14 protein-coding genes, 1 tRNA gene and 1 pseudogene are annotated in these 20,922 nt (G+C 62.3%); 4 read left to right on the top strand and 12 right to left on the bottom strand.

Going from position 1 to position 20,922, the window contains the following annotated elements; all coding sequences use genetic code 11:
- Positions 1-127: 127 nt before the first annotated feature.
- From PMX72_RS06530 to PMX72_RS06520, 3 genes are all read right to left on the bottom strand, one after another.
- Positions 128-718: a hypothetical protein gene (locus tag PMX72_RS06530; RefSeq protein ID WP_271729947.1), complete on the bottom strand. Its 591-nt coding sequence runs from the start codon at positions 716-718 to the stop codon at positions 128-130.
- A 326-nt stretch (positions 719-1,044) separates the two neighbouring features.
- Positions 1,045-2,808, bottom strand: a complete 1,764-nt coding sequence (gene thrS / locus PMX72_RS06525) for a threonine--tRNA ligase (RefSeq protein WP_271729737.1) — start codon at positions 2,806-2,808, stop codon at positions 1,045-1,047.
- 220 nt (positions 2,809-3,028) lie between these two features.
- Entirely contained in the window at positions 3,029-3,460 is a 432-nt protein-coding gene (locus PMX72_RS06520) for a double zinc ribbon domain-containing protein (protein WP_055251579.1), read from the bottom strand.
- 485 nt (positions 3,461-3,945) lie between these two features.
- On the opposite strand from PMX72_RS06520, the gene PMX72_RS06515 reads away from it, so the two are divergent.
- From PMX72_RS06515 to PMX72_RS06500, 4 genes are all read left to right on the top strand, one after another.
- Positions 3,946-5,400, top strand: coding sequence for an NAD(P)/FAD-dependent oxidoreductase (locus PMX72_RS06515; RefSeq protein WP_271729735.1), 1,455 nt, complete (start codon positions 3,946-3,948; stop codon positions 5,398-5,400).
- Positions 5,401-5,439: 39 nt separating this feature from the next.
- Positions 5,440-6,747, top strand: coding sequence for an NAD(P)/FAD-dependent oxidoreductase (locus tag PMX72_RS06510; protein ID WP_271729734.1), 1,308 nt, complete (start codon positions 5,440-5,442; stop codon positions 6,745-6,747).
- A gap of 3 nt (positions 6,748-6,750) precedes the next feature.
- Positions 6,751-7,143, top strand: a complete 393-nt coding sequence (locus PMX72_RS06505; protein WP_271729733.1) for a DUF1667 domain-containing protein — start codon at positions 6,751-6,753, stop codon at positions 7,141-7,143.
- Positions 7,144-7,268: 125 nt separating this feature from the next.
- Positions 7,269-8,357: a M24 family metallopeptidase gene (locus PMX72_RS06500; protein WP_271729732.1), complete on the top strand. Its 1,089-nt coding sequence runs from the start codon at positions 7,269-7,271 to the stop codon at positions 8,355-8,357.
- Positions 8,358-8,707: 350 nt separating this feature from the next.
- Here PMX72_RS06500 and PMX72_RS06495 read toward each other — a convergent pair whose 3' ends face one another.
- From PMX72_RS06495 to PMX72_RS06460, 9 genes and pseudogenes are all read right to left on the bottom strand, one after another.
- Positions 8,708-10,051 carry a bifunctional folylpolyglutamate synthase/dihydrofolate synthase gene (locus PMX72_RS06495; protein ID WP_271729731.1) on the bottom strand — a complete coding sequence of 448 codons (1,344 nt, stop codon included), beginning with the start codon at positions 10,049-10,051 and terminating at the stop codon, positions 8,708-8,710.
- Positions 10,052-10,331: 280 nt separating this feature from the next.
- Complete coding sequence (locus PMX72_RS06490; protein WP_271729730.1) at positions 10,332-13,028, bottom strand: valine--tRNA ligase; 2,697 nt, start codon at positions 13,026-13,028, stop codon at positions 10,332-10,334.
- A 211-nt stretch (positions 13,029-13,239) separates the two neighbouring features.
- Complete coding sequence (gene clpX, locus PMX72_RS06485; RefSeq protein ID WP_271729729.1) at positions 13,240-14,646, bottom strand: ATP-dependent Clp protease ATP-binding subunit ClpX; 1,407 nt, start codon at positions 14,644-14,646, stop codon at positions 13,240-13,242.
- A 1-nt stretch (position 14,647) separates the two neighbouring features.
- A complete protein-coding gene (locus PMX72_RS06480; protein ID WP_022095182.1) occupies positions 14,648-15,268 on the bottom strand; it encodes an ATP-dependent Clp protease proteolytic subunit in 621 nt (206 codons plus the stop codon).
- A gap of 162 nt (positions 15,269-15,430) precedes the next feature.
- Positions 15,431-16,732, bottom strand: coding sequence for a trigger factor (gene tig / locus PMX72_RS06475; RefSeq protein WP_271729728.1), 1,302 nt, complete (start codon positions 16,730-16,732; stop codon positions 15,431-15,433).
- A gap of 88 nt (positions 16,733-16,820) precedes the next feature.
- Positions 16,821-16,904, bottom strand: a tRNA-Leu gene (locus tag PMX72_RS06470).
- 140 nt (positions 16,905-17,044) lie between these two features.
- Positions 17,045-19,255 carry a xanthine dehydrogenase family protein molybdopterin-binding subunit gene (locus PMX72_RS06465; RefSeq protein ID WP_416378028.1) on the bottom strand — a complete coding sequence of 737 codons (2,211 nt, stop codon included), beginning with the start codon at positions 19,253-19,255 and terminating at the stop codon, positions 17,045-17,047.
- 177 nt (positions 19,256-19,432) lie between these two features.
- Positions 19,433-19,801: pseudogene (locus PMX72_RS10310) on the bottom strand ((2Fe-2S)-binding protein); the annotation flags it as partial.
- A 74-nt stretch (positions 19,802-19,875) separates the two neighbouring features.
- Positions 19,876-20,790 carry an FAD binding domain-containing protein gene (locus tag PMX72_RS06460; protein WP_271729726.1) on the bottom strand — a complete coding sequence of 305 codons (915 nt, stop codon included), beginning with the start codon at positions 20,788-20,790 and terminating at the stop codon, positions 19,876-19,878.
- Positions 20,791-20,922: the final 132 nt, after the last annotated feature.

Below are 20,922 nucleotides of genomic sequence, written 5' to 3'. Positions count from 1 at the left end.
AGGCCTGGCGTTAGCATGTCGCGATTCAATCTCGAAAACAGCATTGCCCAGTTGACAAAACTATAGGAACACCCCCCCCCGTCTATAAATTCAAAAATGCGAACGATTAGCTGGTACAACGTCTCCCTTACGTTTTGCTGGGAACGTCGAGCGGAAGCAACTCCCTAAATGCGGAGTCGCCTTCACCCACGTCTACCAAGCACCAGCGCTTATGACGGTCGATCTTCTTTACACGGGCCTCTTGCCCCACCAAGGGACCCTGCTCTATGTGCAACACGCCGCCTTCTATGCGCGCGACGCTGTTGCGCACCACGCCGTCGTCGTCCAGTACGCTGCGGTACCAGTCCTGCGCGTCGTCCGGCATGGGCATGTACGCCCGCTCCCTACTGCCGGCGATACGGCAGCCAAAGCTCAACTGGGCCAAAGCCCTATCGAGCGCAGCGGCATCGTGCGTAGCGACGAAGAAGTATTCCTTGTACATGGGTTTGGTCTGGAGCGACCAGGCGCCATCCCGCTTAAACCAGAACTCCTTTTGCATTACAAAAGCGTCCTGCATAAGGTTGTGCGGGATAATGCGGCGGACCTTTTCGCAGGTCTCGCGCTCTTTTCCATTGGGGGTGTGGACCAGATACCAGCGGACGCGGCCGTGCTGGCTGTTGGTGGTGGCGCCGTTAAATGCGCCCGGCAGTTGCTCTTGACGCCGTACCGTCTGTTCCAAGTTCTCGCCCCCTCTTTTGGCTTTGCGATGCACGCAAATGCAGGGGCGTTTAGAACAGGCTTCTCGCTCGCAGCTAGGCGCAGTCGCAAAAGTACAGGTTTTTATAGAGGGGTATGGAGATGTACCTACTAGCAGTACATTTTGCGTAATCTGGGCAAACGCTGATTAATTGCTCGTATAATGTCGTCTGTCGAAAGATACAAAAACCTGTACCTTTTTGTGCAACAAAAAAAGCCGCTTGACCAGCGGCTTTTCTTATTTGAGCATGAAAAAAGGCGCCCGCCCTTTGAGGACGGGCGCCTTTGTTAATTGTTGTGAAGTTTGCCTTAGGCGCGGGTCTTGATCTCCTCAGTCACCTTGGCAACAAACTCGTCAACGCTCATCTGAACAGTCTCGTTAGAGCGATCGCGGACGGAAATGTTGCCGGCCTCGACCTCCTTCTCGCCTAGGATGAGCATGTAGGGCACGCGGTCGATACTGCGGGCCTCGCGGATCTTGTAGCCGATCTTCTCGTCGCGGTCGTCGCAGACCACGCGAATGCCGGCGTCCTCCAGCTTGGCGCACACCTCGTGGGCGTAGTCGCGACTCTTCTCGGAGACGGGAAGCGCCTTGACCTGCACGGGAGCCAGCCAAGTGGGAAACTTGCCCGCAAAGTGCTCAATCAGAATACCGATGAAGCGCTCGATGGAGCCAAAGCACACGCGATGCAGCATGATGGGGCGCTTCTTGGTGCCGTCGGCGTCAACGTACTCCAGGTCAAAGTTGAGCGGCATCTGGAAGTCGAGCTGCACAGTACCGCACTGCCAGGTACGGCCGAGCGAGTCCTCCAGATGGAAGTCGATCTTGGGGCCGTAGAAGGCTCCGTCGCCCTCGTTGACTTCGTAGTCCATGCCCAGCTTCTCCAGAGCGGTGCGCAGACCCTCCTCGGCGCGAGCCCAGTCCTCGTCCGAACCCATGGAGTCCTCGGGGCGGGTGGAAAGCTCAACGTGATACTTAAAGCCAAACTTCTGGTACACGGAGTCGATAAGGTTGACCACGCCCACGATCTCGTCGGTCAGCTGGTCGGGACGCACAAACAGGTGGGCGTCGTCCTGGTTAAAGCAGCGCACGCGGAACAGGCCGTGCAGGGCGCCGCGCAGCTCGTGACGGTGCACCAGGCCAATCTCGCCGGCGCGGATGGGCAGCTCGCGGTAAGAGTGCGGCTTGGAGGCGTACACCAGCACGCCGCCCGGGCAGTTCATGGGCTTAATGCAGTACTCTTCGTCGTCGATGACGGTAGAGTACATGTTGTCCTTGTAGTGGTCCCAGTGACCCGAGGTCTTCCACAGCTGCTTGTTCATGATAAGCGGCGTGGAGATCTCCACGTAGCCGGCCTTGTGGTGGATCTCGCGCCAGTAGTCCAGCAGCGTGTTCTTGAGGATCATGCCGTTGGGCAGGAAGAACGGGAAGCCGGGGGCCTCGTCGCGCATCATAAAGAGGTCCATCTCGCGGCCGATCTTGCGGTGGTCGCGCTTTTTGGCCTCCTCCAGCATGTGCATGTGCTCGTCGAGCTCTTCCTTAGTGGCAAAGGCGACGCCGTTGATGCGGGTGAGCATCTTGTTGTCCTTGTCGCCCTTCCAGTAGGCGCCCGAGACGCCGGTGAGCTTAAAGGCCTTGAGGGCCTTGGTGTAGCAGATGTGGGGGCCGACGCACATGTCGATATAGTCGCCCTGCTGGTAGAAGGTGATGCGGGCGTCGTCGTCCAGGTCGCCGATGTGCTCGACCTTGTACTTCTCGCCGCGCTCCTCCATAAGGGCGATGGCCTCGGCGCGGGGCTTCTCGTACACGGTGAACTTGAGGTTCTCCTTGACGATCTTCTTCATCTCGGCCTCGATCGCAGGGAAGTCGTCCTCGCTGATCTTGACGCCCTCGGGCAGGTCGACGTCGTAGTAGAAGCCGTTGTCGGTCGCGGGGCCGTAGGCAAAGTCGGCCTGGGGGTACAGGCGCTTGATGGCCTGCGCCATGATATGCGCGGCAGAGTGGCGGATGACGTGCGTGACCTCGTCCTGCGGGAGCTCGGCCACCGAACCGTCATTGTAGAGTGCCTTCATGGGTATGTTTTCTCCTCTCGGATGCCTGATGCAAGTGCGTGCGATGCGCTCGGCGTTTTAACTTGCATCATTATAGGCAGGTTGCCTTGGTATACAAGCGCCCGCCGCACCTTAATGGCACGGCGGGCGATTTTCTACGCATGCTTCATCGTGTGGGGGCGGGGTGCGCGTGTGGCTTGCGGCATGCCCGTGGCTTGCGGCCGGCCCGGCGATGGATGCGTTACTGGATGCGAGTTCGGCAGTAGGGGCAGACCTTCCAGTGCGCATCGAGCGGACGATGGCAGCTGGGGCACACGTTACGAACCTGGGTGTCGCACACCGGGCACACGACAAAGTCCTTCTCGATAGGCGCACCGCACTGCGGGCAGGTGCCGTACTGGGCAAGCTGGCGCTCGCGCAGGGCCATGTCCAGCTCCTGCTCCTCGCGGTCGGACGCGTAGGAGTGCGGGCGCAGGACCAGGTAGGCAATGAGGCCTACAAACGGGATGAGGGCGATGATGCCCCATGCCACGTAGGCGCTGGCGCCGCGGCGGCGAGCGTCGATGAACACATAGACGACCGACAGCACATACAGGGCGATGATAAAGCCAACGAAGGCATAGACGACGCCCATAAGCTGCGGCGACATGAGCTCGGAGATGTACTTGGACATTACGGGTACCTTTCGGAATATTAACAGTCCGGTAAAGTTTACCACGGGGTTTGTTTATATGGGACCACGGCTAGGGGCGGGGCCGGCGCGGACACAAACATCTCAATCTGTAACAGGTGGGAGCGGGATCCGGGTCTAGGTGTTACAGATCGAGACACAGGGGTCCCTCCCCGACTTCAATCTCGATCTGTAACATCTTGGGCCCAAAAACCCCTCTTACTGTTACAGATCGAGACATTCAAAATCCGCCTGAAGGTTTGTCTTGATCTGTAGCATCTAGAACCAAAATCGTCAGCTAGCTGTTACAGATTGAGACGAAAGGTTGCCGTAGTTGTCGGCGGACGAGGTTGTCGACGTTGCCACGTCTCCCCTTTTCTGCCGTTGGCGGGTGTTGCGGGGCTGTTCACCGCATTGCCGCCGCGCTGGGGGTGTGCAGACCGTAGGATAGTCTTATTGACAGCCTGTCAACTCGTCTGGGAGGCACTGTGACGGAAACGTTTGATATCGCGATCGTGGGCGCGGGCATCACGGGGTGCGCCATCGCGCGGCAGCTCGCGCGCTATGACCTGTCCATCTGCGTGGTCGAGGCGGCTAACGATATTGCGCTGGGCGCGTCGAAGGCCAACGGCGGCCTAGTGCACGCCGGCTACGATCCGGCGCCGGGCACAGTTAAGGCGCAGGTCAACGCCCGTGGCTGCGAGTTGTACGGTACGTGGGCGCAGGAGCTGGGCTTCCTGTTCCGACGCACCGGGTCGATGGTGTTGAGCTTTAACGACGAGGACCGCGCGCATCTGGAAAAGCTGCGCCAGAATGGCCTGGCCAACGGGGTGCCCGAGCTGTCAATCGTCGGACCCGACCGCATCCACGAATTAGAGCCGCGCGCCAGTGCCGATGCAACGTGCGCGTTGTGGTGCCCCTCGACTGGGTTTGTCGACCCGTTTGAGGTTGCTATCGCCGCGCTGGAGAACGCCGTGGCCAACGGGGTAACGTTTATGCGGTCCGCGTCGGTGGAAGCGATTGAAGTCGCGGGCTCGGGCGACGACGCGCGCTTTACGCTGGCAACCCCCGCTGGCAACGTACGCTGCCGCTACCTGATCAACGCCGCGGGCAACGGCGCCGCCGACATCTCGCATATAGCGGGCGCCGAGGAGTTCCAGATGGTCTGGCGTCAGGGCAACATCGTGGTGCTGGACAAGGAGCCGCGCACGCTCATGCCGCTCTACCCCGTGCCGACGCCGGTGTCGAAGGGCGTTATCGTGACGGGCACCGTGCACGGCAACACCGTGATCACCGCGACGGCCGCCGTGCGCGAGCCGGGTGACACGCAGACCTATGCGAGCGATGTGAACGCGCTGCTGAGCGGCGCGCGCAAGCTGGTGCCCGATCTGGATACGCGCCGCGTGGTGCGCGCATTTGCCGGCGGGCGTCCGGTCATTCAGGGTACGAACGACTTCTTTATTGGGCAGTCAGCCGTGGTGCCGGGGCTTTTCCAGGCGGCGGGCATTCAGTCGCCGGGTGTGGCAAGCGCACCGGCCATTGCCGAGCGCATGGAGCTTGTGATGCGTGAGGCGGGCGTGGAACTGCACGAGCGGGCGGACTGGAACCCAATTCGCCGAGCGCCGGACGACTTTGACCGCGCACCGCTGGCGCGCAAGGAGGAGCTGATCGAGTCCGATCCCGCGTGGGGACAGATTGTTTGCCGCTGCGAGACGGTGCCCGAGGCCGAGATTGTGGCCGCGATTCGACGCCAACCGGGCGCGGTTTCGGTCGAGGGCGTCAAGCGCCGCTGTCGTGCCGGCATGGGTCGGTGCCAGAGCGGCTTTTGCCAGAGCCGTGTGGTGACGATTCTTGCCCGCGAGCTGGGCTGCGACCCCAGCGAGGTATTACTGGAGGACGCCGGCTCCTGGCTGGTCGAGGGGCCTTTGAAGGGGGTGCGCTAGGATGGCGGATTCAAATCGAACGCGATTGATTGCGGCGTCGTGGAAGCCGTACAAACGCGAGCCTTCGACGTGGTCGTTATCGGCGGCGGACCTGCCGGCATGGCTGCCGCGCTGGCCGCGCATAAGGCCGGAGCGCGCGTGGCCATCGTGGAGCGCGAGCAGCACCCGGGTGGAATCCTCCGCCAGTGCATCCACCCCGGCTTTGGCCTGTCGCACTTTAAACAGGAGCTCACCGGTCCCGAGTACGCGCAGCGCTTTATCGACAAGGTGCACGCAACCGACATTGCGCTGTTCCTAAACAGCATGGTGCTTGGGATTGATTCAGGCGAGCCTGCGGAAGACACCGCGGTCCATACCGTCACGCTCATGAGCCCCGCCGGCATGCTGCAGCTCACCGGACGGGCGGTCGTCCTTGCCATGGGGTGCCGCGAGCGCACCCGCAGCGAGATCAAGATCCCCGGCAGCCGTCCCGCCGGTGTGTTTACGGCAGGCCTGGCGCAGCGATACATCAATATCGAGAACCTCAAACCCGGCTCGCGCGCCGTCATTTTGGGTTCGGGCGATATCGGGCTGATCATGGCACGTCGCTGCACGCTCGAGGGGATTTCGGTCGAGGGCGTGTACGAGCTCATGCCGTACGCCAACGGTCTGCGCCGCAACGTCAAGAACTGCCTGGACGACTTTGGCGTTCCGCTACATCTGTCCACCACGGTAACGCGCGTGATCGGGCATGACCGCCTGGAAGCCGTGGAGGTGAGCCAAGTCGACGAACGCCTAGCGCCCATTCCGGGGACCGAGCGCATTATTCCGTGCGACACGCTGCTGCTTTCGGTGGGCTTGATTCCCGAGAACGAGCTTTCGGTTGCCGCGGGCGTAGAGCTTGACCCGCGCACGCGCGGCGCCGTGGTGGACCAGAGTCTGCAGACGGGCGTACCAGGCATCTTTGCCTGCGGCAACGTGCTGCACGTGCACGACCTGGCCGACAACGTAACGACCGAGTCTGAGAGAGCTGGCGCAGCTGCGGCGGCGTACGCGCTGGGAACCGGCGCGGGCGCCGTTCCGGACTGCGAGCTCACCGTCTCCCCTGCCGGCATTGCGGGATACGCACTGCCGGGACGCATTACGGCTGTGGCGCTCACCAAACTCAACTTCCGTGTGCGCCGACCAGTCGATGCCGCCCGCGTGCGCATTCTTGCTGGCGGCGTGGAGCTGTTTGCAGGCAAGGTCCGCCCGTTTAAACCGAGTGTAATGGAAAGCTTCCCACTGCCAGCAAAGGTCATCAAGCAGGCGCTCGACCTGGGTGCCAGCAAGATTGTCTTGTCCGTCGATCCCATTGAGGAGGCATAGCTCATGAGCACGAATGCGACCGAAACGTTGCAGTTCAACTGTACGACCTGCCCATCCGAATGCCTTCTGACCGTAGAGGTGGAGCGCGACGCCAATGGCGCCGTGGTGGAAGTGCGCTCCGTAACCGGTAACAACTGCCCGCGCGGCGATACGTTCGCACATCAGGAGCTCACCTGCCCCATGCGCGTGCTCACGACGACCGTGGCCGTCTCCGGCGGCGACGAAGCCCTGCTCCCCGTGCGCACGGCCGAAGCCATCCCGCTAGAACTCCACGCCCAAGCCATGGCCCTCATCCGAGGCCTAGTCGTCAACGCCCCCATCCGCATGGGCGACGTCGTGCTGAAGGACCTCCTCAACACCAATATCAACCTAATCGCCAGCATGGACATCGAGTAGCTAAATTGGGACGGGGCTCTTTTAGCTGCTTTTGCAAGGAGTGTCCCCCGGTGCCGTCATAAAAGGAACGTCCCTATGTGCCGGGCTTGGGATACCATGGTGGCAGCCTAGCGAAAGGATGTTTCATGGCACATGTCGATGACCAGCGTGTGGCGCGCGTGCTCGATGCGCTCGGGGCTCAGCACCCCGGCGCGCAGCTGCTTGTGAATGACCCGTGGTCGATCTACTATCTAACCGGGTTTTATGCCGATATGTTCGAGCGTTTTTGCGGCGTGCTGCTCGCGCGCAATGCCGAGCCGGTAATCCTGGTCAACGCTCTACATCAGCTGCCGGAATACGACAATGCCCGCGTTGCCTACCACACCGATACCGACGTCGCGGCCGACGCCATCGCTCGCGAGGTCGATCCGACCAAACCGCTCGGCATCGACACCGTCATGCGCTCCGGCTTTTTGATGCCGCTTATGGAGCGCCACGCCGCCAGCGAGTTTTTCCTGGGCGACTTTGCCGTCACCGCCGCGCGCACCCACAAGGATGCCACCGAGCAGGAGCTCATGCGTGCGTCCTCGACCGCTAACGACGCTGTAATGGCCGATGCCATCAAACTCGTCCACGAGGGCGTGACGGAACGCGAAATTGCCGACCAAATGCTCGGCCTGTATCGCAAACACGGCTGCGAGGACTTTAGCTTTCCGCCCATCGTGAGCTTTGGCGCCAACGCCGGCGACCCGCACCACGAGCCCGACGACACCGTACTCAAGCGCGGCGACGTGGTGCTGTTCGACATCGGCGGGCGGCATCGCAACTATTGCTCGGACATGACGCGCACGTTCTTTTGGGGCGAGCCAGACGAAGAGACGGCGCGCATCTACGATATCGTGCGCCGCGCCAATGAGGCCGCCGAGGCTCTCATCGCACCGGGCGTGCGCATGTGCGACCTGGACCGTGCCGCGCGCGACGTGATTGAGGACGCGGGCTACGGCAAATTCTTTACGCATCGCCTGGGTCACTCGATTGGTCTGCAGGACCACGAGCCGGGCGACGTCTCGCTGGTCAACGAGCAGGTCGTAGAGCCAGGCATGACGTTCTCAATCGAGCCGGGCATCTACCTCCCCGGGCGCACCGGCGTCCGCATCGAGGACTTGGCCCTGGTGACCGAGTCCGGCGTCGAGATTCTCAACGCCTACCCCCACGATCCGGTCCGCCTAGACTAGCCAATGTGACAAAGGGACAGTCCCTTTGACACATCCCACCAACACCGCGCCACAAAAACGGCCTATCTACTACGTTTAACCCGCATGGGTCGACCATGCGGGTCTTTTTTGAAAACCAGCAAGTCGTCTACCTGCGGTTTTGATTTCACGATTATCCGTGTGGTCGAGGGTAGTCGCCAAAACGTAGTAGATAGCCCCATTTCGTGGCAAGCGAGTCAACTCGGGGCACAGGGCAGCCAAAAAGCCCCGTCCCAAATTGACTGCTTTTGAGTTGCGGTGATATACGGACTGTTTGAGGCTTCTTGCTTGTAAAACAGTCCGTATTTCACCGCAACTGATGTGGGGATGGGTTAACGGAGCAGGCCCGCTACTTCGCCGGCCAGGGTGATGGTGCCAGCTGCTACGAAGGACTCGCCCGCGGCATCGAAGGCAGCGAGGGCCTCGGGCACGCTCGGATATACGCCCGCGAGCTTATCGGCGTCCACAAGTGCGGCAAGCTCCTCTGCTGGCAGGGCGCGATCGGAATCGGTCTGCGTCACGACCACGCGGGGGAACGCCGGAACCAGAACGTCAACGATGCCCGCCACGTCCTTATCGGCCAGCGCGGCACACAGCAGCGTGGGGCGATTCTCCACGCACGGATCGATCTCGTCCAGCGCGCTCACAAAGTTCTCGCAGCTCTGGGGGTTATGGCAGGCGTCGATCAGCTTGAGCGGATCGGTCCCCAGCACATCAAATCGGCCCGGCGTGGGGCAGCCCATAAGCGACGCATCGAGCTTGTCATGATCGAGCTCGCGACCCAGATACCCCTCGCAAAGCATAATCGCGCACGCGGCATTCTGCGGCTGATAGGCCGGCTTGACCATGCTCGACGTATAGATGGCACGCGGCGTGGTGCAGCTAAACTCAACCGTGTCGCCCACGTGTGCCGGCACCTTGGTCGTGGCATGGTTCACCACCAGCGGCACAATGCCGCACTCGCAACAACGCGCATCCATCACGCGCTGAACGCTCGCCTCGTGCGTGCCCTCGCCCAAAACAACCAGGCGCCCAGGCTTAATAACCGCAGCCTTCTCCCCCGCAATAGCCTCGAGCGTATCGCCCAAAATTCGTGTGTGGTCGAGCCCGATGCCGGTGATGGCAACGGCGACGGGATCGGTCGCGCTCGTAGCATCCCAGCGTCCGCCCATGCCGACCTCGAGCACGGCAACATCCACCGCGGCCTCGGCAAACACTACAAGTGCGGCAGCCGTCAGCAGGTCAAACGGCGTGATGGTATAGGCGCGCTCCCCCGCCGCCACACGACGGGCATTCACTCGATGACCCGCCTCGACGGCGGCAGAAACGCCACGGGCAAAGGCCTCGTCGCTCACAACGCGCCCGTCAACCTCCATGCGCTCGGGATAGCGCACAAGCTGCGGCGACGTATACAGCGCGGTCCTGAGCCCCTCGCCGCGAAGGATAGCAGCCGAAAAACGCGTAGTCGAAGTCTTGCCATTGGTACCGGCAACCTGAATGCAATCGAAATACTCGTCCGGACGTCCCAGCTCATCAAGCATATCGACAACCGTCTCAAGCAAAGGACCAGCATCCCCAGAAATCCGCCCCGTGTCGGCAGCAAGCCCCACAGCCTCATCAAACGAAAGCAACTTAAACGAGAAAGGAACGACATACGACCCCGAACGCTTAGCCATAACCCAAAGTCCCCTCAACATAAAAAGAGGCCCGCAATAAACAACGAGCCCCTCCCATACATAATATCAGCCAAACACCGCTTTGCAGCGAGATCAAGGCCATGACCAAGTAGCCCTTACATGCCAGATGCAAACAACCACGTAACCGCACTAGGAGCGGCCCGACGCTTTGCTCGATACAAGTTCCGCACGCAAAGGACAGCACTAAATGTGCTGTCCGTCTTGCGCAGGACTGTTCGCAGTAGCGAGCAAAGCGTCGGGACGCGCCCCTCAGTAAGACCTACGAGAAGTCAGCAACCTGAGCAGTCAGCGCCGCCAGGATCTCCTTGAGCTCAGCTGCACGGTCCCTCTTCTTCTGGACCACCGCAGGCGCGGCCTTAGCCACAAAGCCCTCGTTGGCAAGGGTCTTCTCGCAGCCAGCAAGCTCCTTCTGCGCCGCGGCGATCTCCTTCTCCAGGCGTGCCTTCTCGGCCGAAAGGTCGACCTTGCCCTCGAGCACCACAAAGACCTCGACGCCGCTGTCGACCACGGCGATGCTCGCGGCCGGCTTCTCGACGTCGGTACCCATGACCAGCGAAGCGGTGTTCGCCAGCGGCTCGATGGTCGAACGCAGGCTCTCGAGCTTCTCGATGTCCTCGGCGCCGGCGCGCACGACCACGTCGAGCTCGGCCTTGGGGCTCAAGCGATAACGCGAACGCGTGGCGCGAGCGGCAGACACGACGGTACGGCACAGCTCAAACGCGCGCTCGGCGTCCTCGTCAACATACTTGGCGTAGTCGGCGGGCTCGGGCCACTTGGCGATCATGAGCGCCTCGGCGCGGTCAACGTTGCCCTCGGCGTCCAGATCGAGCACGCTCGCCGGCATGTTGTCCCAGATCTCCTCAGTGACAAACGGCATAAGCGGGTGCATCAGGCGAATGGAGGTGTCGAGCACAAAGATCAGGTTGCGCTGGGCCTGCAGACGGCCCTCGCCCTTCAGGCGGGCCTTGGTGACCTCGACGTACCAGTCGCAGACCTCGTTCCAGAAGAACTGCTGCACGCCGCGGGCCATGTCGCCAAAGGTGTAGTTCTCGATACCCTCAGTAACCATCTTGACGGCCTTGGCAAGGCGGCTGAACATCCAGGCGTCGGCCGGCGTCTCCACGACGGGCTCGCCGGGCGTGTAGCCCTCCATGTTCATGAGCAGGAAGCGGCTGGCGTTCCAGATCTTGGTCACAAACGACTTGGCCTGGTCGGTGCGCGGGCTGTCGATGAGCTTCTTGGTCTTCTTGTCGATGTTCGCGTCGAACTTGACGTCCTGGTTGTTGGTGCACAGCGTGAGCAAGTTGTAGCGCATGGCGTCGGCGCCGTACATGCCAATGAGGTCCATGGGGTCAACGCCGTTGCCCTTGGACTTGGACATGCGGCTGCCGTCCTTGGCAAGGATCGTCGGGTAGATGACGACGTCCTTAAACGGCACCTCGTCCAGGAAGTATAGCGAGCTCATGACCATGCGGGCGACCCACAGCGCGATGATGTCGCGCGCGGTGACGAGAGCCGTCGTGGGATGATGGCCCTCGAGCAGCTCCGGCTTTTGCGGCCAGCCCTGCGTGGCGAAGGTCCACAGCTGCGAGCTGAACCAGGTGTCCAGCACGTTCTCGTCCTGATGCACGTGATGACCGCCGCACTTGGGGCACACGTCGGTGTCCTCGGTAAGGGCGTCCTCCCAGCCGCAGTCCTCGCAGTAGAACACGGGGATGCGGTGGCCCCACCACAGCTGGCGGCTGATGCACCAATCCTTGAGGTTCTCCATCCAGGTGGTGTAGGTCTGCGTCCAGCGCGCGGGGTGGAAGGTGACTTTGCCGGAGTTGACGGCGTCGAGCGCCGGCCCCTTGAGCTTGTCGACGGCCACAAACCACTGCTCGGACAGCCACGGCTCCAGGGCGGAGTCGCAACGGTAGCAGTGCATGACGGAGTGGTCGAGCTCCTCGACGTGATCGAGCAGGCCATGCTCCTCAAACCACTTGATGACGGCCTCGCGGCACTCGTCGCGGTTCATGCCGGTAAACTCGCCGTAACCCTCGACGACCACCGCGTGCTCGTCAAAGATGTTGATCTGCGGCAGGTCGTGGGCCTGACCCATGGCGTAGTCGTTGGGGTCGTGGGCCGGGGTGACCTTGACGAAGCCGGAGCCAAAGTTGGCGTCGACATGCCAATCCTCAAAGATGGGAATCTCGCGGTTGACGATCGGCAGCATGACGGTCTTGCCCACAAAGGCGGCCTTCTCGGGATCCTTCGGGGAGACGGCGATGCCCGTGTCGCCGAGCATGGTCTCAGGACGCGTGGTGGCGACGACGATGTAGTCCTGGCCGTTGACCGGCTCGGTCAGCGGGTAGCGCAGGTGCCACAGGTGACCCTTCTCGTCCTTGTACTCGGCTTCGTCGTCCGAGATGGCGGTGGTGCAGTTTGGGCACCAGTTGACGATGCGCTTGCCGCGGTAGATCAGGCCATCGTGGTACCAGTCGCAGAAGACCTTGCGCACAGCCTGGGCGTAATCCTCGTCCATAGTGAAGCGCTCGTTGTCGAAGTCGACGGAGCAGCCCATGCGCTTGATCTGCTCGACGATGATGCCGCCGTACTCGTGAGTCCAGTCCCAGCAGGCGTCGACGAACTTGTCGCGGCCGATCTCCAAGCGGCTGATGCCCTCGCTCTTGAGCTTCTTGTCGACCTTGGTCTGCGTAGCGATACCGGCGTGGTCGGTGCCCAGCACCCAGCGCGTGGACTTGCCGCGCATGCGGGCCATACGGATGATGGCGTCCTGGATGGAGTCGTCGGTGGCGTGGCCCATGTGGAGCTTGCCGGTCACGTTGGGAGGCGGAATGGTGACGGTGCAGTCGCCCACGCCCTCACGGCGCTTGTAGTAGCCGCCGTCAAGCCACTTCTGCAGGATCGCCGGCTCATTGGTCGACGGATCGTAGTTCTTGGGCATTTCTTCCATATATCTCTCCCTGTCCCGCCGGGGAGGAATGTAGGCCCGCTAGGGTCTGCATTCCTCCCCTTAGGTATCGATTACTTCAGTCTGATATGACTTCGCTGAGGCTTAAACAAACACACAGAATAACACAGGTAGTTGGGGTTATTGCGTATATATAAAATAGCCTCCGGCCGCAGGTGGTCGGAGGCTATTTGCAAGCACGTTTTTGGCTGGTTTAGCCGTAGATGCGCTGGGGCTGCTCTTCGCCCTTTACGGAGGCTTCGGTCACAACGACCTTGGTAACGCCTTCCTCGCTGGGGAGGTCGAACATCGTCTGCTGCAGCACGTCCTCGCAGATAGAACGCAGGCCGCGGGCGCCGGTCTTGCGGGCGAGCGCCATGCGGGCGATCTCATGCAGGGCCGCGTCCTCAAACTCAAGCTCGACGTCCTCGAGCTGGAACATCTTGCGGTACTGACGCACCACGGCGTTCTTGGGCTCGGTCAGGATCGACACCAGATCGTCCTCGTCGAGTGCCTGCGTCTGGGTGACGACGGGCGTACGGCCCACGAACTCGGGAATCATGCCAAAGGCATTAAGATCCTGCGGGAGCACCTGGCGCAGCAGGTCGTTCTCGTCGACCGAGGTGGGGCCGGCGATCTCGGAGTTAAAGCCAACGCCCTTGTTGCCCACGCGGTCGGCGATGATCTTGTCCAGACCCACAAAGGCACCGCCGCAGATGAACAGGATGTTGGTCGTGTCGATCTGCAGCAGCTCCTGCTGGGGATGCTTGCGGCCGCCGGTGGGCGGAACGCTGGCCACCGTGCCCTCAAGAATCTTAAGCAGCGCCTGCTGAACACCCTCGCCCGAAACATCGCGGGTAATGGAGAGGTTCTCAGCCTTGCGGGCAATCTTGTCGATCTCGTCAACGTAGATGATGCCAACCTGTGCGCGCTCAATGTCGCCATCGGCAGCATTAATGAGCTTGAGTAGGATGTTCTCCACGTCCTCGCCCACATAGCCGGCCTCGGTGAGCGCGGTGGCATCGGCGATAGCAAACGGCACCTCAAGAATGCGCGCGAGCGTCTGGGCCAGCAGGGTCTTACCGGTACCGGTGGGACCGAGCAGCAGGATGTTGGACTTGGCGAGCTCTACCTCGTCCATATCGTCATCGAACTGCGAGCCCATGTCGTCATCAAAGGCAGACACCGCAGCGCCGCCCTCAATCACGCGGCGATAGTGGTTGTACACGGCCACCGACATGGCGCGCTTGGCGTCCTCCTGACCCATAACATAGGCCGAAAGCTCGTCATAGATCTCGTGCGGCGTCGGCACGTGCGTGATGACCTGGCGATCGTCCTCGAGCTCAAAACCCTCGGTCTCGGGGTCCGCGGCGGGCTGGGATGCAGCCTGGCCGTGGTCGTTGAGGAAGCCCGGCAGCTTGCCGTTGCGGGCAGCGTCCATAAAGTCCGAAGCCAGCGACTCCTCAAGGATCTCGGAGCAGGCGGCAACGCACTCGTCGCAGATAAAGATGTTGGTCGGACCCTTTACAAGGCGGCGAACCTGCCCCTGCTCTTTTCCGCAGAAGGAGCAGCGGATGGGGTTGCCATTCTCGTCAAAGTTGTCCTGCATGTTTCCTGCCATCCTAGGCGTCCTTCGCGGCGAGATCGCGCGAGGTGACGATACGGTCGATCAGGCCGTAGTCGAGGGCCTCGGCAGCGGTCAGGTAGTTGTCGCGCTCGGTGTCGGCCTGGACCTTCTCGATCGGCTGGCCCGAGGCATCGGACAGGATCTGGTTGAGCTCGCGGCGGGTCTTCTTGATCTCCTCGGCCACGATCTCGATCTCGGTCTGCTGACCTTGAGCACCGCCGCTGGGCTGGTGAATCATGACCTTGGAGTGCGGCAGGCAGAAGCGCTTGCCCTTGGCGCCGGCCGAAAGCAGCACGGCAGCCATAGACGCGGCCATACCGACGCAGATGGTGGAGACCTGCGGCTTGATGAAGTTCATGGTGTCAAGAATCGCCAGGCCAGAGTAAACCTCGCCACCGGGCGAATTGATGTAGAGCGAGATATCCTTCTCGGCATCCTGGCTCTCAAGATGCAGCAGCTGGGCAACGACCAGGTTGGCGCTGACGGAGTTGATCTCCTCGCCCAAGAAGATGATGCGGTCGTTGAGCAGGCGCGAATAGATATCGTAGCTGCGCTCGCCGCGCGGCGTCTGCTCGATAACGTATGGCACGAGGGCGGAATCGAACTTAGCGATCATACGCATCTCCATTTCTCTTACGGACCAATAGTGGTTCTAGATAAACGTACGGTGCCCGCATGCTATGCATTGGCTGGCACCGTACGAAGCAACCGGATAACCGGTGTATAACTTTACCCCATCACGGGCACATGCATGCGCTCGCGAGCAAGGTGGCGAGAATTACTCGGCGTCCTTGGCGGTCTCGTCGACCTCGGTCACCTTGGCGTTCTCGACCAGGTGATCGACGGCCTTGGAGCGACGGATGGACTCGCGGACGGCAGGCATGCGGCCATCGGCGATGAACTCAGCCTTGGAAGCCTCGACGTCCTTGACGCCGGCCTTCTCGAACTCGGCGTTGATGTCGTCCTCGGTGACCTCAATCTTGAGCTCACGGGCGAGAGCGTCGAGCGCCAGGGACTCACGGGCAACGTCGTTGGCCTGCTTGTGCAGGTCGCCGATGAACTGCTCCATGGTCAGGCCGGAAGCGGGCAGCCAGGTGTCCAGCGTCATGCCGCGGGCAGCGAGGTTGGACAGGAAGTTCTGGCCAAGCTCCTCAAAGACGGACTGCTCGTAGTCGGCATCCATCTCGTCGAGCTGCAGGCGCTCGGCGAGAGCGGAGACGCAACGGTTCTCCTTCTCGGCCGGGAGGCGGGAAGCCTTGTCCTGCTCGATCTCGATCTTGATGGCGTCGCGCATAGCGTCGATGCTGTCGAAGCCAAAGTCGGACTTGACGAGCTCGTCGGTGAGCTCGGGGGTGTTGCGGACCTTGATGCCCTTGACGGTGACCTCGACGGTGTGGGTCTCGGCCTCCTCGCCCTCCTCGGCCTCGTCGGTCCAGGTGACGGACTTGACGTCGTCAACGTTGGCGCCGATCAGGGCCTCGTTGAACTCCTTGGGGTTGCTGTCGCTACCGGCGATGAGCATGCGGCCCTCGGCGGCAAAGTTGTCGGCGTTCTCGACGGCCTTGAGGTCGACGGTCACATAGTCGTCAGCCTCGACGGCGCGACCCTCGACGTCCTCGAAGGTGGCACGGTAGTTGAGGAGCATCTCGACCTGGTTGTTGATCTCGGACTCGGTGACCTCCGCAGGGGGCATCTCGATCTCGACAGCGTCGAAGGAGGAGAGCTCAGCGGCGGGACGCAGGGAGAACTCGACGGTGTAGGTGTAGTCCTCGTGATCCTTGGCGAGGTCGAGCTCCTTGTAGTCACCGTTCTTGGTGGGGACGATGTCCAGCTCGTTGAGGACGGCGGGCTCGTTGGCGGCGATCAGGTCGTTGGTGGCCTGAGCGAGGGTAGCCTCGGCGCCAAGAGCAGAGTCGATGACCGGACGGGGAGCCTTACCGGCACGGAAGCCCGGGAAGCGGTACTTCTTGGCGGTGTCCTTGTAGGCCTTCTTGATCGCGGCGTCGACGTCGGCGGCCGGTATGGTGACCGTAGCGGTGAGCTTGGCGTCCTTGACGTCAGAAGCGGTGATGTTCAACACGTTCCTCCTCATACTGCCCAGCTTATCTGAGGTGCTGGTACCTTTATGCAACAAAGAGTCGCGACGGCCGAAGCCGACGCAGATGCGTTGGTGCGGGCGAAAGGACTCGAACCTTCACGGGAATCCCACCAGAACCTAAATCTGGCGCGTCTACCAATTCCGCCACGCCCGCATGAGCGCACAGACTAGGAATGATAGCAGATACGAACGGCAAGCGCACGCACACGTTTTACAGGCTCACGACCTCACCACGAGTGCAAAAGGCGGGACGAGTTGCCCCGCCCCGCCAATTACGACTTGTTCGCCGACCCGCTACTCCCCCAGCAGGGCCTTCTCGGGCGTGATCGGCAGCGAGCGGACCTGATGGCCGGTCGCGTGCGCCACGGCCGAGGCAACGGCGGCGAGCGGCGTGTTGATGACGACCTCGCCGATCGACTTGGCGCCAAACGGACCCGTCGGCTCGTAGCTCGGCTCAAAGGCCACGCGAATGCTGCCGATATCCAGGCGCGTGGGCAGCTTGTAGCTCATAAAGTTGCCGGTGCGCAGGCGGCCGCGGTCGTCGTGCTCGACGATCTCGTAGAGCACGTGGCCGATACCCTGGGCAATGCCGCCCTCGGCCTGGACGCGCGCGAGTGCCTCGTTGATCACGGTGCCGCAGTCGACGGCCGCCGCGTAGTCCACAACAGTCACCTTGCCGGTGGCCTTGTCGACCTCGACCTCGGCAATGCCGGCCATAAACGGCGGAGGAGAAACGGGCAGGCAGGCAGAAGCATGCGAGGTCAGTGCGTCGCCGCCAGCGATGTTCTTGACGCACAGGTTGGCAAAGTCGCGCAGTGTGAGGTAGCGGTTCTGCTCACGAGCGGCACGCTCGTCGGACAGGCGCACGTACTGGCCGTCGAAGACCACGTCGGCGGCGTCAACGTCCCACATCTGAGCGGCCTTGGCGCAAATCTTCTCGCGCAGCTCGGTCGCGGCGTTCTTGGCGGCAAGGCCCGTCACGTAGGTACCGGAGCTCGCGTACGAGCCGGCGTCGAACGGCGACACGTCGGTGTCCACGCCGCGCACCACGATCAGCGAGCTCTCCACGCCCAGCTCCTCGGCGGCAATCTGCGCCAAGATCGTGTCGACGCCCATGCCGTTATCGGTGGCGCCGGTGCCGATGGTAATGAAGCCGTCCTCTTCCAGGCGCATGTCGATGCCGGCGATGTCGACATTGGAAATGCCCGAGCCCTGCATGGTGAGCGCACAACCCAGGGCGCGCACACGGTCGCCCAGGTCGACGGCCAGCGGCTTGTCGCGCCAGCCGATAATGTCCATCGCGCGCAGCAGGCAGCGGTCGAGTGCGCAGGCGTTGAGCTTCTCGTTGTAGTACTGCGGCATGGTCTCGCCCTCGCGCACGATGTTCTTAAGGCGCAGGTCGGCGGGGTCCATGTGCAGCATGTCGGCGAGCTCGTTGACGGCGCTCTCCACGGCAAACTGGCCCTGGGTGGCACCGTAGCCACGATACGCACCGCCACGGTTGGTATTGGTGTAGACGGCGTCCCAGCTAAAGCGGCTCGCCTTCACGTGGTTGTAGATGGGCAGGCTCTTGTGGCCCGAAAGGCCGATCGTCGTGGTGGCGTGCTCGCCATAGGCGCCGGCGTTGGACAGCGTGTGCAGGTCGATGGCCGTGATGGTGCCGTCGTTCATGGCGCCCAGCTTAACGGTCATCTGCATCTGGTGGCGCGAGTTGCCCGCAGTGATGGTCTCCTCACGGGTGTAGCAGCAGTAGCTCGGACGGCCGGTCTGCTGCGTCACAAACGCAACGAAGATCTCGCAGCAGCCCGTCTGCTTGGAGCCAAAGCCACCGCCGATGCGCGGCTTAATGACCTGCACCTGCGACTGCGGAATGTCGAGCGACTGCGCGACCATGCGGCGCACGTGGAAGGGCACCTGCGTAGAGGTGGTCACCGAGATGCGTCCGAATGCGTCAGTCGTCGCGAAGGCACGGAAGGTCTCCATGGGCGCGGTCTGCGTGGCCTGGCTGGTGTAGGTGCGCTCAAAGACGATGTCGCTCTGGGCGAAGGCCTCGTCAAGGTCGCCAAAATCGCTGGTACCGCTGCACACCAGGTTGCGCGGGACATCGCCGCCCTGCGGGAACATAAAGGTCACGTCGCCCTCGGGGTGGACCACGATGTCGTTATCGAGCGCCTGGGTAAAGTCGAGCAGGGGCTCGAGCACCTCGTAGTCGACCTTGATGAGCTTGAGCGCCTTGTCTGCGGCCTCCTCGGTCTCGGCGGCGACGATCGCCACCTCCTCGTTTTGGTAGCGCACGAGGTTCTCGAGGATCAGACGGTCGTAGGGACTCGGCTGCGGATAGCTCTGACCGGCGATGGTAAAGCGGCGCTTGGGCACGTCCTCGTAAGTGTAAACGCCCACGACGCCGGGCACCTTCAGGGCGCGCGAAGTATCGATGGAGCGGATCTTGGCGCGGGCATAGGGGCTGCGCTTGAGTTTGACGATCAGGGCGCCGGCGGGCACCATATCGCCCGTGTAGACGGGACGGCCCTCGAGCAGCGCCTTCGAGTCCTTCTTGGGCTGCTTATGGGTGATCTGCTTGTACGAGACACCGTCGCAGCTGGTGTCGTTGACCGGCAGCTCGGGCATCTCAAAGCCCACCTGCACGCCGGACTCGTTGAGGAAGCGGACAATGGCGCGCAGCTGGCTCTCGTAGCCGCTGCAACGGCAGAGGTTGCCGGCGAGCTGGCGCGACAGCTCCTCGCGCGTGGCGACGAGGCTCGGGTCCTCCTTGGCGGCGCGGGCAAGCGCCAGCACGTTCATGATAAGGCCGGGGGCGCAAAAACCGCACTGCTCGGCGCCTTCGGCAGCCATCGCGCGGGCAAGCGCCTCGGACTCGGCCTTGAGACCCTCGAGCGTGGTGATGGTGTGACCCTCAACGCGGGCGGCGGGAACCGAGCAGCTCAGCACCGGGTCGCCGTCGAGCCACACCGTGCACAGGCCGCAGTTGGTGGTCTCGCAGGCGCAGCGCACCGACGCACAGCCCTGCTCGCGCAGCAGCGCAAAGAGCATAGTGTCGGGGGCAATCTGAACCTTGACCTTGCGGCCGTTGAGCGTAAAGGAAAGATCGATGAGTTTGGCAGCCATTAGCGCACCTCGCTAGAATCGACGCCGGGCACGCGGCGGCAGGAATACTCGTCCGTGGCAAACTTAGGAATCTGCACGGTCTCGAGCTCGCGGGCAAGCGCGGCAGAAAGCTCGATGCCGGCGGCACGACGCACGGCCTGGACGGCGAGCGGTGCCGAGATGCGACGGCGGTACTCGACCGAGCCCCACAGGTTGGTTCCGTAGCTCAGGGCACGCACGGATGCAGCAAGGGCGCGAAGCTCGTCCTCGGAAGGCTGCTCGCTGGAAAGGCCACATGCCTCGCCCTGCAGCAAGGTAGCGCGCAGCGGGCGGGCGCCCACGGTGACGTGCCAGCTGTTGTCCCACCAGGCGGCGGTGACGTTTAAGGAGGGGAAGTCGGTCGCGGCCTTGCGCACGGCCTCATAGCTCGCGCGGTAATCGTGCTTGACGACCACGACATGCTCGATCACGTCACGTACGTAGCCCATGTCCACGAACTCCGCGAGCGGCACGCGACCGGCGCCCGTCAGCTCAACATAGGAATCGAGCGCCAGGAACGCCGAGAGAACGTCCGAGAAGCCAAAGCGGCCGTAGATGCTGCCGCCCACCGTGGCGGTATTGCGCAGCTGCACGCCCACGATGTCGTGGACGGCGAACTCAAAGACATTGTTGACAAGCGCGTTGAGCTCGGCATGGCGCTCGAGCTGGCGCAGGGCGCACATGGCACCGATGCGAAACTCGGTCTCGGTCTCCTCAATCTGATCGAGTCCGCAGGCCGAAAGATCAATCGCCGTCGCCACGCGACGCGAACCCAGGCGCATCCAGATGCCGCCGCCCACAATCTTGTTGTTGCGGTTCTTCTGCAAGAGCTCATAGGCTTCGGCCGCGTTTCCAACACGGACGTAGGAACCGAACTTGAGCACGTTCTCCCCCATCTCTTTACTTGTCCAGTATCTCTAAGTGTACCAAACGAGGGCGCACGACCCTCACCATCATAGAAAAAGGCTCCCGGCCGATATGGTCGGGAGCCTTAAGCTCATCAGCTGGTGCTGAACGGAGCTATGTCA

Origin of the sequence: Collinsella aerofaciens (assembly GCF_028207065.1) — a bacterium.
GTDB lineage: Bacteria > Actinomycetota > Coriobacteriia > Coriobacteriales > Coriobacteriaceae > Collinsella > Collinsella aerofaciens_AR.
Note: the sequence above shows the minus strand (reverse complement) of the source record. Positions and strands in the feature narration are given on the sequence as shown.

Coding starts and splice junctions, on each gene's coding strand:
- thrS (WP_271729737.1), bottom strand. CDS start 2,808: ATGAAGGCACTCTACAATGACGGTTCGGTGGCCGAGCTCCCGCAGGAC.
- PMX72_RS06520 (WP_055251579.1), bottom strand. CDS start 3,460: ATGTCCAAGTACATCTCCGAGCTCATGTCGCCGCAGCTTATGGGCGTC.
- PMX72_RS06505 (WP_271729733.1), top strand. CDS start 6,751: ATGAGCACGAATGCGACCGAAACGTTGCAGTTCAACTGTACGACCTGC.
- PMX72_RS06500 (WP_271729732.1), top strand. CDS start 7,269: ATGGCACATGTCGATGACCAGCGTGTGGCGCGCGTGCTCGATGCGCTC.
- PMX72_RS06495 (WP_271729731.1), bottom strand. CDS start 10,051: ATGGCTAAGCGTTCGGGGTCGTATGTCGTTCCTTTCTCGTTTAAGTTG.
- PMX72_RS06490 (WP_271729730.1), bottom strand. CDS start 13,028: ATGGAAGAAATGCCCAAGAACTACGATCCGTCGACCAATGAGCCGGCG.
- clpX (WP_271729729.1), bottom strand. CDS start 14,646: ATGGCAGGAAACATGCAGGACAACTTTGACGAGAATGGCAACCCCATC.
- PMX72_RS06480 (WP_022095182.1), bottom strand. CDS start 15,268: ATGATCGCTAAGTTCGATTCCGCCCTCGTGCCATACGTTATCGAGCAG.
- PMX72_RS06465 (WP_416378028.1), bottom strand. CDS start 19,255: ATGGTGCCCGCCGGCGCCCTGATCGTCAAACTCAAGCGCAGCCCCTAT.
- PMX72_RS06460 (WP_271729726.1), bottom strand. CDS start 20,790: ATGGGGGAGAACGTGCTCAAGTTCGGTTCCTACGTCCGTGTTGGAAAC.